At 56.9% G+C, this 13635-nt stretch carries 12 protein-coding genes and 2 pseudogenes; 6 read left to right on the top strand and 8 right to left on the bottom strand.

Going from position 1 to position 13635, the window contains the following annotated elements; translation table 11 throughout:
* Positions 1-4: 4 nt before the first annotated feature.
* The 4 genes from DW56_RS20420 to DW56_RS20405 form a co-directional block, all read right to left on the bottom strand.
* Positions 5-1285, bottom strand: coding sequence for an MFS transporter (locus tag DW56_RS20420; protein ID WP_024554597.1), 1281 nt, complete (start codon positions 1283-1285; stop codon positions 5-7).
* Between the two features lie 193 nt (positions 1286-1478).
* Positions 1479-2417: a sugar kinase gene (locus DW56_RS20415; protein ID WP_024554598.1), complete on the bottom strand. Its 939-nt coding sequence runs from the start codon at positions 2415-2417 to the stop codon at positions 1479-1481.
* A gap of 5 nt (positions 2418-2422) precedes the next feature.
* Positions 2423-3172, bottom strand: coding sequence for a sugar phosphate isomerase/epimerase family protein (locus DW56_RS20410; RefSeq protein ID WP_024554599.1), 750 nt, complete (start codon positions 3170-3172; stop codon positions 2423-2425).
* A 112-nt stretch (positions 3173-3284) separates the two neighbouring features.
* Positions 3285-4304: a LacI family DNA-binding transcriptional regulator gene (locus tag DW56_RS20405; RefSeq protein ID WP_024554600.1), complete on the bottom strand. Its 1020-nt coding sequence runs from the start codon at positions 4302-4304 to the stop codon at positions 3285-3287.
* A 192-nt stretch (positions 4305-4496) separates the two neighbouring features.
* On the opposite strand from DW56_RS20405, the gene zinT reads away from it, so the two are divergent.
* A complete protein-coding gene (gene zinT, locus DW56_RS20400) occupies positions 4497-5135 on the top strand; it encodes a metal-binding protein ZinT (protein ID WP_024554601.1) in 639 nt (212 codons plus the stop codon).
* Between the two features lie 76 nt (positions 5136-5211).
* Here the strand turns inward: zinT and DW56_RS20395 are convergent, their stop codons facing one another.
* Positions 5212-5874 (bottom strand): OmpA family lipoprotein, encoded by a 663-nt coding sequence (locus tag DW56_RS20395; RefSeq protein ID WP_024554602.1) that lies wholly within the window; start codon positions 5872-5874, stop codon positions 5212-5214.
* Between the two features lie 179 nt (positions 5875-6053).
* Between DW56_RS20395 and DW56_RS20390 the strand changes: the two genes are divergently transcribed.
* Positions 6054-8387 (top strand): molybdopterin guanine dinucleotide-containing S/N-oxide reductase, encoded by a 2334-nt coding sequence (locus DW56_RS20390; RefSeq protein ID WP_024554603.1) that lies wholly within the window; start codon positions 6054-6056, stop codon positions 8385-8387.
* Here DW56_RS20390 and DW56_RS20385 read toward each other — a convergent pair.
* Together DW56_RS20385 and DW56_RS20380 are read right to left on the bottom strand one after the other, a co-directional pair.
* Positions 8350-8796 (bottom strand): N-acetyltransferase, encoded by a 447-nt coding sequence (locus DW56_RS20385; protein ID WP_024554604.1) that lies wholly within the window; start codon positions 8794-8796, stop codon positions 8350-8352. The two genes, DW56_RS20390 and DW56_RS20385, sit on opposite strands and share 38 nt — an antisense overlap.
* The gene (locus DW56_RS20380) at positions 8793-9356 is read right to left on the bottom strand and encodes a DNA-3-methyladenine glycosylase I (RefSeq protein WP_024554605.1); all 564 of its coding nucleotides are present in this window, start codon (positions 9354-9356) and stop codon (positions 8793-8795) included. Before DW56_RS20380 ends, DW56_RS20385 begins: the two co-directional genes overlap by 4 nt.
* A 153-nt stretch (positions 9357-9509) precedes the next feature.
* Here DW56_RS20380 and DW56_RS20375 point away from each other — a divergent pair, with 153 nt between their 5' ends.
* Positions 9510-10214, top strand: a complete 705-nt coding sequence (locus DW56_RS20375) for an autotransporter domain-containing protein (protein ID WP_024554606.1) — start codon at positions 9510-9512, stop codon at positions 10212-10214.
* Between the two features lie 6 nt (positions 10215-10220).
* Here DW56_RS20375 and DW56_RS20370 read toward each other — a convergent pair.
* Positions 10221-10489 (bottom strand): annotated as a pseudogene (locus DW56_RS20370) (helix-turn-helix domain-containing protein).
* Between the two features lie 335 nt (positions 10490-10824).
* Between DW56_RS20370 and DW56_RS20365 the strand changes: the two are divergent.
* From DW56_RS20365 to DW56_RS22970, 3 genes and pseudogenes are all read left to right on the top strand, one after another.
* Positions 10825-12027, top strand: coding sequence for an L-lactate MFS transporter (locus DW56_RS20365; RefSeq protein WP_024554607.1), 1203 nt, complete (start codon positions 10825-10827; stop codon positions 12025-12027).
* A gap of 129 nt (positions 12028-12156) precedes the next feature.
* Entirely contained in the window at positions 12157-12585 is a 429-nt protein-coding gene (locus DW56_RS20360; RefSeq protein WP_024554608.1) for an organic hydroperoxide resistance protein, read from the top strand.
* Positions 12586-12798: 213 nt separating this feature from the next.
* Positions 12799-13635, top strand: a pseudogene (locus DW56_RS22970) (phosphoethanolamine transferase domain-containing protein); the annotation flags it as partial.

Below are 13635 nucleotides of genomic sequence, written 5' to 3'. Positions count from 1 at the left end.
CGCGTCAGGCGTGGCGAGCGCCGGTCGGCAACTGCTGGCTGACCGCCGGCTTAACGATAAGAGTGAGCCACACTGAGGCGAAAAGCGCCACACCCATAAAAATGTAGGAGGCGGACGGGCTGCCGGTCGCACCGTTGAGATATCCCACCACCCAGGAGCCGACAAACGACCCGAGCGCCCCCATGCTGTTGATTAAGGCCATCGCGCCGCCTGCGACGTTTTTGGGCAGCATTTCCGGGATAATCGCGAAGAACGGACCATAAGGGGCGTACATTGCCGCACCGGCGATCACCAGCAGCGTATAAGAAGCCCAGAAATGGTTCGCGCCCAGCGCCCAGGAGCCGATAAACGCCAGCCCGCCGATGAGCAGCAGCGGCCAGACAAAGAGTTTGCGGTTCTGCATTTTGTCAGAGGCCCAGGAGACGACAATCATGGCGATGGTCGCAGCCAGATAAGGCACCGACGAAAGCCAGCCGACCTCCACCATACCCATGTTTTCACTGCCGCTGCGGATGATGGAAGGCAACCACAGCACAAAGCCGTAAACGCCGATGCTCCAGGCGAAGTATTGCGCGCAAAGCAGAACCACATTGCGTGAACGGAAAGCTTCGCCATAGTTGCGCACGGCTTTAATGCCTTGCTGCTCCTGGTCGAGTTGCGCCTGCAACGCCGCTTTCTCTTCATCCGCAAGCCATTTCACCTGGGCCGGTTTGTCTTTCACCAGCGCCCACCAGCAGAACGCCCAGATAACCGCCGGCACCCCTTCGATGATGAACATTTCCCGCCAGCCGAAGGACTGAATCAGGTAGCCGGAAACCACCGACATCCACAGCACCGTTACCGGGTTGCCGAGGATAAGAAAGGTGTTGGCGCGCGAGCGCTCCGATTTAGTAAACCAGTTGCTGATGTAAATCAGCATGGCGGGCATTACCGCCGCTTCCACCACGCCGAGAATAAAACGGATGGCCGCGAGCATGGGGATATTGCTCACCACGCCGGTGAGCGAGGCGCAGGCGCCCCACAATATCAGGCAGATAAAAATGAGTTTACGCACGCTACGGCGTTCGGCGTAGACCGCGCCTGGGATCTGAAAGAAGAAATAGCCCAGGAAGAAGAGCGCGCCCAGCAGGGAGGAGACCCCTTTGGTGATCCCCAGATCTTCATTAATGCCCGCCGCCGAAGCGAAGCTGAAGTTAGCGCGGTCGAGATAGGCCAGGCTGTACGTGATAAACACGATTGGCATGATATACAGCCAGCGTTTTGATGCATTGGTCGGGCTTTTCATAAACTTCCCTCTATGGTTGAGGTTCGGGCATCTCGCCGGGGTAGGGGCCGGACGGATGCTGTTTATACTGACTATGACGCTGTGGATGAGGTGTGTATTCCCCATCCTGGTCCTCGCCCCAGGGGCGAGGGGAAAACCCGGTGACGTTACGTTCTGTCGTCACCTCTCCTGCATGGGCAAAGCGGTAAGGCTGTTACTCGCCCAATTGTTCGCGGGTCGGCAACCCTTCGCTGTCGCCCGGCACCTGAATGGCCAGCGAGCCGATTTTATTGCCCCGGCGCACCGCCTGCGCCAGCGGTTTGCCTTCCAGTAGCGCGCTTATGACGCCAACCGCAAAGCCATCGCCCGCGCCAACGGTATCGACAACGTTTTCTACTTTCACTGCGGCGACGGCGCCTTGCTCGCCGCTGGCGGTTTTAAACCACGCGCCATCCGCGCCGGTTTTCAACACCACCGCTTTTACGCCGCGCTCCAGATAAAAATCGGCGATGCCTTCCGGCGTCGTCTGGCCGGTGAGAATGACGCCCTCTTTCAGCCCTGGCAGTACCCAGTCCGCCTGGAAAGCGAGCTGGTTAAGTTTTTCCACCATCTCCGCTTCGCTTTTCCACAGCACCGGGCGCAGGTTCGGGTCGAAGGAAATGGTTTTGCCTTCGGCTTTCATCATGCGCACCGTATGGTTAAGCAGCGCCAGCGACGTGTCTGACAGCGCCGCCGCCACGCCGCTGACGTGCAGGTGGCGAGCGCTGTAAAACAACGGCGCGTTGAAATCTTCCGTGGAAAGATGGCTTGCGGCGGAGCCTTTACGGAAATACTCCACGGTGGGATCGGTTCCATCTTCAACTTTTGATTTCAGCTGGAAACCCGTAGGGTAACGGTCATCAATGGTAACGCCCTGCGTGCTGATGCCCTCTTTCGCCAGCTGTTGCAGCACGAAGCGGCCGAAGGAGTCGTTGCCGACCCGGCTGACCCAGCTTACTTTCAGGCCGAGCCGCGCAAGCCCTGTCGCTACGTTCAGCTCCGCGCCCGCGACCCGCTTCATAAAGCGCTCGACTTCCGCCAGCTCGCCGGTCTCTGTAGCCACAAACATCGCCATCGCTTCGCCAATGGTGATGACATCCAGCGTATTCTGCATGGCCCTTACTCCTCGCGTAACAGGTTGACGTAATGACGGGTGACGGCGGTGAGATCGCGTCCTTCCAGCGGGAACTCGATGCCGCGTGGCGCATCGGCGGGTAGCTTATCCAGCAGGGCGCGCCAGCGCGGCTCCGCCTCGTCCAGCGCAATAGCCCGGTAGTGATAGTGGTGCGGCACGGCGGCCTTTACATGAATATAGCTAACGGAAGGGGCCAGAAAGCGCGCGGCATCCTCCGGGGAATCGCCCACCCACAGCCAGTTCGCCATATCAAACGTGAGCTTCACCGGCAGGTTCAGCACCTTGCTGGCCGCCTGGAAGCGCTGCATGGGCTTAAGCTGGCCGCAGTCGGTCTGGTCGTTTTCCACCACCAGCGCGACGCTGGAGAGCGCAAGCAGAGAAAAAAGCGGCTCCGCCTGGCGGTTATGGCGAAAGTGGCCGAGCGAGACTTTCAGCCAGCGGGCGTTAAGTTCGTGCGCTTCGGTCAGCAGGTCGGGAAGGTGCGGATTAAGCTTGCCGTCGGCATCGAACAGCGGCTCAGGCGCAGAGTAGCAGGCGAAAAGGCCTTTCGTTTCGATTGATCGCGCAAGCGCAGGAAGGTTGTTGCGCTCGTCAGCGCTTAACAGTTCGCGGCGAATTTCCACGCCGTCAGCCCCGGCTTCGGCGATGATCGGCAGTACCGCCTGTTGCCCGCCGAGGGCTTTGATCCGGTCGTTACCGTAAGCGGCGGTAACAACGATAATTTCTCTCTCCATTAACTTCTCCGGAGTGGTTACATCTGCATAACATAGTTATTACGCTAGATGGAACCGGTTCCAAAGAGAAGGCCAGGATGTTGAATTTATGATCGCCATCACGAACAGCCGATCAGCGCGCCGTGGAACCCCGGACAATAAGCTCGCCGGAAAAAACCTGCTCCCGCACCGTTTCTTCATGCCCTTCAATGCGTTTTACCACTTGCTCAAGCGCCGCGTAGCCAATCTGCCAGGTCGGCTGCTTTAAGGTGGTGATGCCGACGCCTGCCAGTTCGGCCCATTCCAGCTCGTCAAAGCCAAGCAGGCCGATATCGGCGCCCCAGTGCAGGCCGATGCGCTTGAGGGAACGGGCTACCTGTAATGTCAGCGCGCCGTTGGCGGACATCACCGCCTTGCGTATGCCGCGATACTGCTGGTGAAACTGGCGCAAAATATTATCGAGTCGCTCGGTTTCATGCAGCGGCGTCTCTGCATTTTGCGCCACGACGCCCGGGTAACGCTCAGCGGTATGGCGAAACGCTTTCAGCCGCTCCTGGCGAGTATTTACGGTGCCGAGCGGCTCGCTCAAAAACAGCAGCGCTTCAAAACCCTGCTCGATTAAATGTTCGGTCGCGGTTGTCGCCGCCTGGCTGTTATCAAGCCCCACCACATCGCAGGCGAAGTCGGGAATTTTACGGTCAATCAACACCATCGGCAGCGCCGACTGTTGCAGGCGGCTTAACCCCTCTTCCCGCATGCCTACGGCATTCACCACGATGCCTTCCACCTGATAGCTACGCAGCAGATCCAGATAATGAAGCTCCTGGTCGAGCTCGTTGTTGGTGTTACAGACCAGCGGCGTGAAGCCTTTTTCCCGGCAAGCGGCTTCGATACCACTTAACACGTTAACGGAATAGGGGTTGGTAATGTCGGCGATGATAAGCCCGATAAGCCGCGTACGCCCGCGCTTTAGCCCGCGCGCCATCTGGCTTGGGCGATAGTCCAGGTCGGCGATGGCCTTTTCAATGCGCTCAAGCAGCGGGGGCGAAAGCAAATGTTTTTCGCCGTTGAGGTAGCGGGAGACGCTGGTTTTGCCGGTGTTCGCCGCTTTCGCCACGTCGCTAATAGTGGCGCGGGACGCTTTAGTGGTCATGGAGCTTCCTTTTAAGTGCTGTAACGCCTGCCGGTCAGGTGGCTGTTTTTATTATTAGATTATTTAGGGGGGAGCCGTAAAGCAGGCATCGTTCTCTGTCCGGCGCCACAGCGGGCGGTTTTGCAGATCTATTAATTAATATGTTATAACGTATCAATTAATGACGATGGCCTGCAAAGAAGGACGAAAGAAATGAATAAAACGGCTTTTTTACTGGGGTTGGGGCTGATGCTGCCGGGCGTTCAGGCTTTTGCCCACGGACACCACCATGGCGTCCCGATGACCGAAGTGGAACGAAAGGCGAGCGAAGGAGTATTTGATGATAAAAACGTTAAGGACCGACCGCTGAGCGACTGGGACGGCGTCTGGCAATCGCTTAACCCTTACTTGCTTAACGGCGATTTAGACCCGGTGCTGGCGAAAAAAGCGAAAGAAAGCGGTAAGTCGCTTGAGGAGTATCGCGCTTATTATAAAAAAGGGTATGCCACGGATGTTGAGATGATTGGCATTGAAAACAATGTCATGGAGTTCCATGTAGGGAAAGCCGTGAACGCCTGCCAGTACAGCTATAGCGGCTATAAGATACTGACTTATGCATCCGGTAAAAAAGGGGTGCGTTATCTCTTCGAATGTAAAGACGCCGCCTCTAAAGCGCCAAAATATGTGCAGTTCAGCGACCATACCATTGCGCCGCGCAAATCAGCGCATTTCCATATTTTTATGGGAAACAGTTCGCATGAAGCTTTGCTGAAAGAGATGGATAACTGGCCAACTTATTATCCGTACCAGCTAAGTAAAGAAGAGATTGTCGACGAGATGCTGCACCATTAACGGTTTTTTACGGGAAAAGCGCGCTTTTCCCGTAATTTTCGCCTCACGCCTGTGGCTAAATGAGGCATAAAGCCGGTTACTGCAACGGGCTTAAGGTAATTTCCACGCGGCGGTTCTGCGCTTTACCTTCTTCCGTGCTGTTGCTGGCGATAGGGTTCGCCGGGCCCATGCCGCTGGTGCGGATACGGTTGGCGGCCACGCCCTGGGTGATAAGCGCGCTGGCTACGCTGTCGGCGCGCTGCTGTGACAGACGCATATTGAGATCCTGGCCGCCGGTGCTGTCGGTGTAACCCACCACGTTAACCGCCGTTTTCGGGTACTCTTTCAGCACCATCGCCACGCCGGTCAGGGTGTTGGCGCCCGCCGGTTTCAGGTTTGCCTGGTTGCTGTCGAAGGTTGCATTGTTAGGCATATTCAGGATGATATTGTCGCCGCTGCGGGTCACGCTTACGCCGGTGCCCTGCATTTTGTCGCGAAGCTTCGCTTCCTGAACGTCCATGTAATAACCCACGCCGCCGCCGAGCGCTGCGCCTGCCGCCGCGCCAATCAGCGCGCCTTTGCCGCGATCTTTCTTCGATGAAGAGAGCGCGCCGACGCCTGCGCCGACCAGCGAGCCCAGACCGGCTCCGATGCCCGATTTGCCCGCTTCACGCTCGCCGGTATAGGGGTTAGTCGTACAGCCGGAAACGGCCAGTGCGCCGCTTACCAGAGCGGCAATCATCATTACGCGTTTTTTCATCGCATATCCTTATTCAATTTATTTCTTAGCCGTGCATAACGGCGGTGATTGATTATGCCCGGCGTTTATGTTGAAAATTTCAGGAACTCTTCCGATTTTGTAAGCAATAGTGAGTCGAGTGGCGATAAATTAACCACAATCACGCCACGTTATCTGCAAATGCCAGTCAGGAGCCCGTTTTGGCCAACTCATCCCCTTTAAAACAGATTGTCACGGCCGCCCACTGGGGGCCGATGGTGGTGGAAACTGACGGCGAAACCGTCTTTTCTTCCACCGGCGCGCTGGAAACCCGCCACCCCAATTCTTTGCAAACTGCGGTGCCGGACCAGGTGCACAGCAAAACCCGCGTGCGTTACCCGATGGCGCGTAAAGGCTTTCTCGCTTCGCCGGATAATCCGCAGGGCGTGCGCGGACAGGATGAGTACGTGCGCATTAGCTGGGACGAGGCGTTGCGGCTCATCCATCAGCAGCATCAGCGCATTCGCGCGGACTACGGCCCGGCGGCGATTTTCGCCGGTTCCTATGGCTGGCGCTCCAACGGCGTTCTGCACAAAGCGGCGACGCTGTTGCAGCGCTACATGAGCCTTGCGGGCGGCTACACCGGTCATCTGGGGGATTACTCCACCGGCGCGGCGCAGGCGATCATGCCTTATGTCGTGGGCGGCAACGAAGTTTACCAGCAGCAGACCAGCTGGCCTCTGGTGCTGGAGCACAGCGAGGTTGTCGTGCTGTGGAGCGCCAACCCGATCAATACGCTGAAAATCGCCTGGAACGCTTCTGATGAGCAGGGAATCGGCTATTTCGAACAGTTGAAGAACAGCGGCAAGCGCATTTTGTGCATCGACCCGATGCGCTCGGAAACGGTGGATTTTCTTGGCGACAGCGTGGAGTGGATAGCCCCGCACATGGGCACCGACGTGGCGCTGATGCTCGGCATCGCCCACACGCTGGTGGAAAACGGCTGGCAGGATGAGGCGTTTCTGGCGCGCTGCGCCCACGGCTATGAAATTTTCGCCGATTACCTTACCGGAAAAAGCGACGGCACGGCGAAAACCGCAGAGTGGGCGGCGGAGATTTGCGGCGTGGATGCCGTCACTATTCGCGAACTGGCGCAGCTTTTCCATGAAAACCGCACCATGCTGATGGCGGGTTGGGGAATGCAGCGCCAGCAGTACGGCGAACAAAAGCACTGGATGCTGGTCACGCTTGCCGCCATGCTCGGACAGATCGGCCTGCCGGGCGGCGGCTTTGGCCTTTCCTACCACTTCGCCAACGGCGGCAACCCCACACGGCGCGCAGCGGTGCTGGCTTCCATGCAGGGATCCGTGGCAGGCGGTACGGACGCTGTAGAAAAAATTCCGGTGGCGCGCCTTGTCGAAGCGCTGGAAAACCCCGGCGGCGCTTATCACCACAACGGCGAGCAGCGTACTTTCCCGGATATCCGCTTTATCTGGTGGGCGGGTGGCAGCAACTTTACCCATCATCAGGACACCAACCGGCTGATCAACGCCTGGCAGAAGCCGGAGCTGGTGGTGATTTCCGAGTGTTTCTGGACAGGCGCGGCGAAGCACGCCGATATCGTGCTGCCTGTCACCACCTCGTTTGAGCGCAACGATATGACCATGACCGGCGACTACAGCAACCAGCATCTGGTGCCGATGAAGCAGGTCGTGCCGCCGCAGTATGAAGCGCGTAATGACTTTGATATTTTTGCGCAACTCAGCGAATTATGGGAAGAAGGCGGCCATGCGCGCTTTACCGAAGGCAAAAGCGAGCTGGAATGGCTGGAGACGTTCTATAACATCGCTGGCGAGCGCGGCGCGCAGCAGCAGGTGACACTGCCGCCGTTTGAGGCGTTCTGGCAGGCAAACAAAATTATCGAAATGCCGGAAAATGCGAAGAATGCTGAGTTTATTCGCTTCGCCGCCTTTCGCGAAGACCCGGCGGCAAACCCGCTTAAAACGCCCAGCGGTAAAATTGAAATTTATTCAGAGCGCATCGCCGCTTATGGCTATGCCGATTGCCCGCCGCACCCTGCCTGGCTTGCGCCGGACGAGTGGCAGGGCAACGCGCGGGAAGGGCAGTTGCAGCTGCTGTCAGCGCATCCGGCGCACCGCCTGCATAGCCAGCTTAACTATGCGAAGCTGCGAGAGCGCTACGCGGTGGCGGGGCGCGAACCGCTGACGCTGCATCCGCAGGATGCGAAGGCGCGGGGCATTAAAGACGGCGACCTGGTGCGCGTGTGGAACGAGCGCGGCCAGGTATTAGCGGGCGCGGTCGTCACCGAAGGCATTAAGCCCGGCGTCATCTGCCTGCATCAGGGCGCCTGGCCGGACCTTGATCAATCCGCTGGCGGGATCTGTAAAAACGGCGCGGTCAACGTACTGACGCTGGATATTCCGTCTTCGCGTCTTGGCAATGGCTGCGCAGGCAACACAACGCTTGTGTGGATGGAAAAATACCAGGGGCCTGCGCTTAACGTGACGGCGTTTGATCCGCCCGCCAGCGCATAATCCAGGTTGAGTGTTGCGTTTCTTCCTGCCAGGCGCTTGCAGCAATGCGAAAGCCCTGCGCGTGGTAGAAACGCACCGCGCGCGCGTTTTGCTGGTACACCTCAAGGCTAAGGTCGTCATAATGTTGCTTAGCATGACAGAGCAACGCAGCGCCGATGCCTTCGCCAAGCTTTTCCGGCGCGACGAACAGCGCGCCGATAAAGCGCTCATCCAGCACGCTGATAAACCCCTCGGGTTCGCCGCCCCGTTCCGCAATCCAGGTTCTTGCCCTCGGCAGGTAGAGATCGCGTACGGAAGGCAAGCTTTCCTGCCAGTATTCAGGCGAAATAAACGGGTGCGCCAGGGTGGTGCTGGCGAGCCATAACGGCAGCAGCGCCTCGATATCTTTCATCTCTCCTTCGCGGATCATGCGCGGTAGTCCGGGTGGCAGAAACAGCCGGTGAGATGATCGTTCACCAGCCCGCACGCCTGCATAAATGCATAGCAGGTGGTGGAGCCGACAAACTTAAAGCCGCGTTTTTTCAACGCTTTCGACAGCGCTTCGGAAACAGCAGTGCTGGCGGGAACCTCGGCAAGCGCGGCGTGGCGGTTAATCTGCGGCTCGTTATTCACAAACGACCAGATAAACTTCGAAAACGTTTCGCCTTCGGCTTCCATCGCCAGATAAGCCTTCGCGTTATTGATAATGGCTTCTATTTTTCCGCGATGGCGAATAATGCCCGGCTCCAGCAGCAATTTTTCCACATCCTCAGGCTGCATTAACGCGACGGCTGAAGGATCAAAATCGTGAAAGCATCGACGGTAATGCGCTCTTTTTTTCAGTACCGTTATCCACGAAAGGCCCGCCTGCTGACCCTCCAGGCAGAGCATTTCGAAAAGTTTTTTACTGCTGGTCTGGGGGATCCCCCATTCTTTATCGTGGTAGTCAAGATAAAGGGGATCCTGGGTAACCCAACCGCAACGTTGCATAACGACGTCCTCTGTTTCTGGTGAAGTAAAGTCTTGCTTAACCCTGCTTGACGTAGCGGATAAAGAGACAATAGTTAACTCAGGGTTATACGCAAATCCGTTTATAAAGCGAACAATAATACGCCGGAACCGGCTCTCTTCTGGAGTCGCCTGATGATGACAACTTTACGCAGTGGGCGCCATGCTATTCAACGCATGGCGTGGTTGTCGTGGTGTCTGTTTTTTTCACACGCAGCCCACGCCTGGCAGCAGGAATATATCGGCCAGGACAATTACGCGCCCGGCCCGGAACGGTATACCTGGGATAACGATAAGCGGCCCAGCTATAACGATATTCTCGCCGAACGTATTGAATCCGCGCAGCGCCAGAGCAATGCGGCGGGGCTGACCGTGCTCTCTTACCAGGAGAGCGCGTCGGACCCGGCGACGCTGGGCGTTGGCTGGAATATCACGCTGCCGGCGCAGATTTCCACCGGGCCGGTAGCAAGCTGGCGCTGGGACGGCAGCAATCCGGCTATCTATAACGATTATGGCGACAGCGCCGCAGGCAGCAGCGATAAGCTCTGGCACGCCAGCGTCAGCACATTCGGCTGGCGTGTAGATTCCCGCCTCGGTTATCTGCGGCCCTGGGCGCAAATCAGCTATAACCAGCAGTACGGCGAAAATATCTGGAAAGCGCAGTCCGGCATGCATATGACCGCCTCAAGCAATCAGGACGGCAACTGGATGGATGTGACGGTAGGCGCGGATATGCCCATTAACCGGCATATGGCGGCCTACGCCTCGCTTTCCCAGGCTGACGGCACGGCAGAGGGCGAGGTTTATCTCTACAGCCTTGGCGTGAATGCCCGTTTTTAAACGCGCTTAGCCTGTCTTGCCTTCGCGGCGCGCGGTGAGCCTGATATCCACCCCGCAAGCCGCGGCGTAACGTTTTAGCGTGAGCCAGCTGGCGCGCGTCACGTTACGCTCCAGCCGCGTGATGGCGGGCGGCGTGACGCCCATTCGCGCCGCCACCTGCGCTTTAGTCAGGCCCGCCACCTCTCGCCACTCCGTTAACTGCTCCAGCAGCGCCAGCTCTTCCCCGCTTCATGGTAGGCCGCGATAGCCTCCGGGGTATTAAGCAGGCACGCCATAAAATTCAGGCAAAAGAGAGGGAAACGCCCCGCAACATTTTTCCTGTTACACATGACGCGTAAAGCGGCAGCAAACGGAATGCATTTTTGTTACCCGCGTCACAACATCAATTCACATTTTGTTTACCTGTGTGGCGCGGCCTGTAGGCGAAGTGGGTACTTACATAGACGTTTTCTTTCAGAGCGTGCGGCAGGTTTCAAGGTCATTCATTCCTTCTGACAGGCATTTCATTCCGTCCTGCCTGCATTTCATGCCGTTTTCGATCCGTTATAAAAGCCATTTCGCTATGGTTTGAGGCAGTTAACTTCCTTAATTTTTCTGCGGGATTACTGCCATGAACACTTCACTGAACAACCGCACCCGCTGGCTAACCCTGGTCGGCACCATCGTGACCCAGTTTGCGCTGGGCTCTGTTTATACCTGGAGCCTGTTTAACAGCTCCCTGTCGCAAAAGCTCGATGCGCCCATCAGCCAGGTGGCGTTCTCTTTTGGTCTTTTGAGCCTCGGGCTTGCGCTCTCTTCTTCCGTTGCCGGAAAACTGCAAGAGCGTTTTGGCGTGAAGCGCGTCACCATGGCTTCCGGCGTGCTGCTGGGGCTTGGCCTGTTTCTGACGGCGCATTCCAGTAACCTGCTGATGCTGTGGCTAAGTGCGGGAGTGCTGGTGGGGCTGGCGGACGGCGCAGGCTATTTGCTGACGCTTTCTAACTGCGTGAAGTGGTTCCCGGAGCGTAAAGGGCTTATCTCCGCGTTTTCCATCGGCTCATATGGTCTGGGCAGCCTCGGGTTTAAATTTATCGACAGCCATCTGCTGGCGACGGTCGGCCTTGAGCACACTTTCATGATTTGGGGCGGGCTGGCGATGGTGATGATCCTCTTCGGCGCGACCCTTATGAAAGATGCGCCGGTGCAGAAAGTCGTTAACGCCAATGGCGTGAGCGAGACAGATTTCACCCTAGCGGAATCCATGCGCAAACCGCAGTACTGGATGCTGGCGCTGATGTTCCTGACAGCGTGCATGAGCGGCCTGTATGTTATTGGCGTAGCGAAAGATATCGCTCAGGGGATGGTGCGCCTGGACGCTGCTACCGCCGCCAACGCCGTGACGGTGATTTCCATCGCCAACCTTTCGGGCCGTCTGGTGCTGGGCATTCTCTCCGATAAAATTTCCCGTATCCGCGTTATTACTATCGGCCAGGTGATTTCTCTGGTCGGCATGGCGGCGCTGCTTTTCGCTCCGCTGAATGAAATGACTTTTTTTGCCGCTATCGCCTGCGTAGCGTTTAATTTCGGCGGCACTATTACCGTTTATCCGTCGCTGGTAAGCGAATTCTTCGGCCTGAATAATCTCGCGAAAAACTATGGCGTGATTTATCTCGGTTTCGGCATCGGCAGCATCGTGGGCTCGGTTATCGCCTCGTTGTTTGGCGGCTTTTACGTCACCTTCTGCGTCATTTTCGCTTTGCTGATTGTCTCGCTCGCGCTTTCCACAACGATTCGCCAGCCGCAGCGCGAAGTGCTGGAACACGCACACGCATAACGGCGTCTCCTGGCTTGCTGCCGCCCTTCGGGGCGGCTTTTTTATTTATAGCGGCTGAAAAGTGCGCCGCCCCACAATACGCGCATTACGTCTATCCTTTGGTAACACTCACAACAGAAGGAAAAAGCCATGTCCTTAGAAAAGGTGGTTTACCGCGCAAAAGCGAAAGCGACGGGCGGTCGCGATGGTCGTGCAACCTCTGATGATGGCGTGCTGGATGTTAAGCTCGGCGTACCGAAAGAGATGGGCGGCATGGGTGGGGAAGTGACCAACCCGGAGCAACTCTTCGCGGCAGGGTACTCCGCCTGCTTCCTGGGGGCGCTGAAGCATGTCGCCGCGCAGGATAAGAAAAAAGTGCCGCAGGATGCGTTTATCGAAGGGCAAGTGGGCATCGGCCCGCTGCCGACGGGGTTTGGCATTGAAGCACAGCTGGATATTCATCTGCCGGGCATGGACCGCGACGAAGCGGAAGAACTGGTGCAAAAAGCGCATATCGTCTGCCCTTATTCCAACGCGACCCGTGGAAATATTGATGTGAAGCTTAACGTCATCACCTGATTGCTCACTTATTGAGCAATTACTACAATCTGTTTCCAGCCCGGGTATTTTGTAAATATCCGGGTAATGCCGCGTATTTTTCCTAACTTTTTTCCGCCGCTATGGTCTACTAGCCACGTCTAAGACAAGAATCTTCAGATTCCTTTTTACGTATGAGTTTTCTCTTTAAACGAGGGAAAGCGTTTTTGCACCTGTATTGCCGGGGCGGCTTGCATGAGATATATCCTCTCCATGACGCAGCAGAAAGTCAGTTTTCTGCTTGCGCTCTATATTGGTCTGTTCTTTAACTGTGCGGTTTTTTTCCGCCGCTTTGATGGATATGCGCAGGATTTTACTGCCTTGAAAGGGATTTCCGCCGCGGTTGAGCTGTTTGCGACCGTTTTAGTTACCTTTTTTCTGTTACGTATACTTTCTTTATTCGGCCGGCGCGTATGGCGTATTTTGACGACGCTTATCGTGCTGTTCTCCGCAGCCGCCAGCTACTACATGACCTTCCTGAACGTGGTGATTGGCTACGGCATTATCGCTTCGGTGATGACCACCGATATCGATCTCTCTAAAGAGGTCGTTGGCTGGCAGTTCTTTGCCTGGATGCTTTGCGTCAGCGCCTTGCCGATGATGCTTATCTGGCGCAACCGCTGCCGTTTCACCCTGATGCGCCAGCTGCGCAGTCGTGAACAGCGCATGCGAAGCGCCATTGTCGTGGTGGTGGCCGGGCTGCTGGTCTGGGCGCCGATTCGCCTGCTCGACATGCATCAGAAAACCGTTGAGCGCACCTCGGGCGTGGATATGCCAAGCTACGGCGGCGTGGTGGCAAACTCTTATCTGCCTTCTAACTGGCTCTCTGCCCTGGGGCTGTATGCCTGGGCGCAGGTCGATGAATCAAGCGATAATAAGTCGCTGATCAACCCGGCGAAGAAATTTACTTACGAGGCGCCGAAGGACATCGATGACACCTACATGGTGTTCATTATTGGTGAAACCACGCGCTGGGATCACATGGGCCTGCTGGGCTATTCGCGCGAAACCACGCCAAAGCTTTCTCAGGAG

Source organism: Franconibacter helveticus LMG 23732, from assembly GCF_000463115.2.
In the GTDB taxonomy this organism is placed as follows: Bacteria; Pseudomonadota; Gammaproteobacteria; order Enterobacterales; family Enterobacteriaceae; genus Franconibacter; species Franconibacter helveticus.
This window is presented reverse-complemented; position numbering and strand designations above follow the sequence as displayed.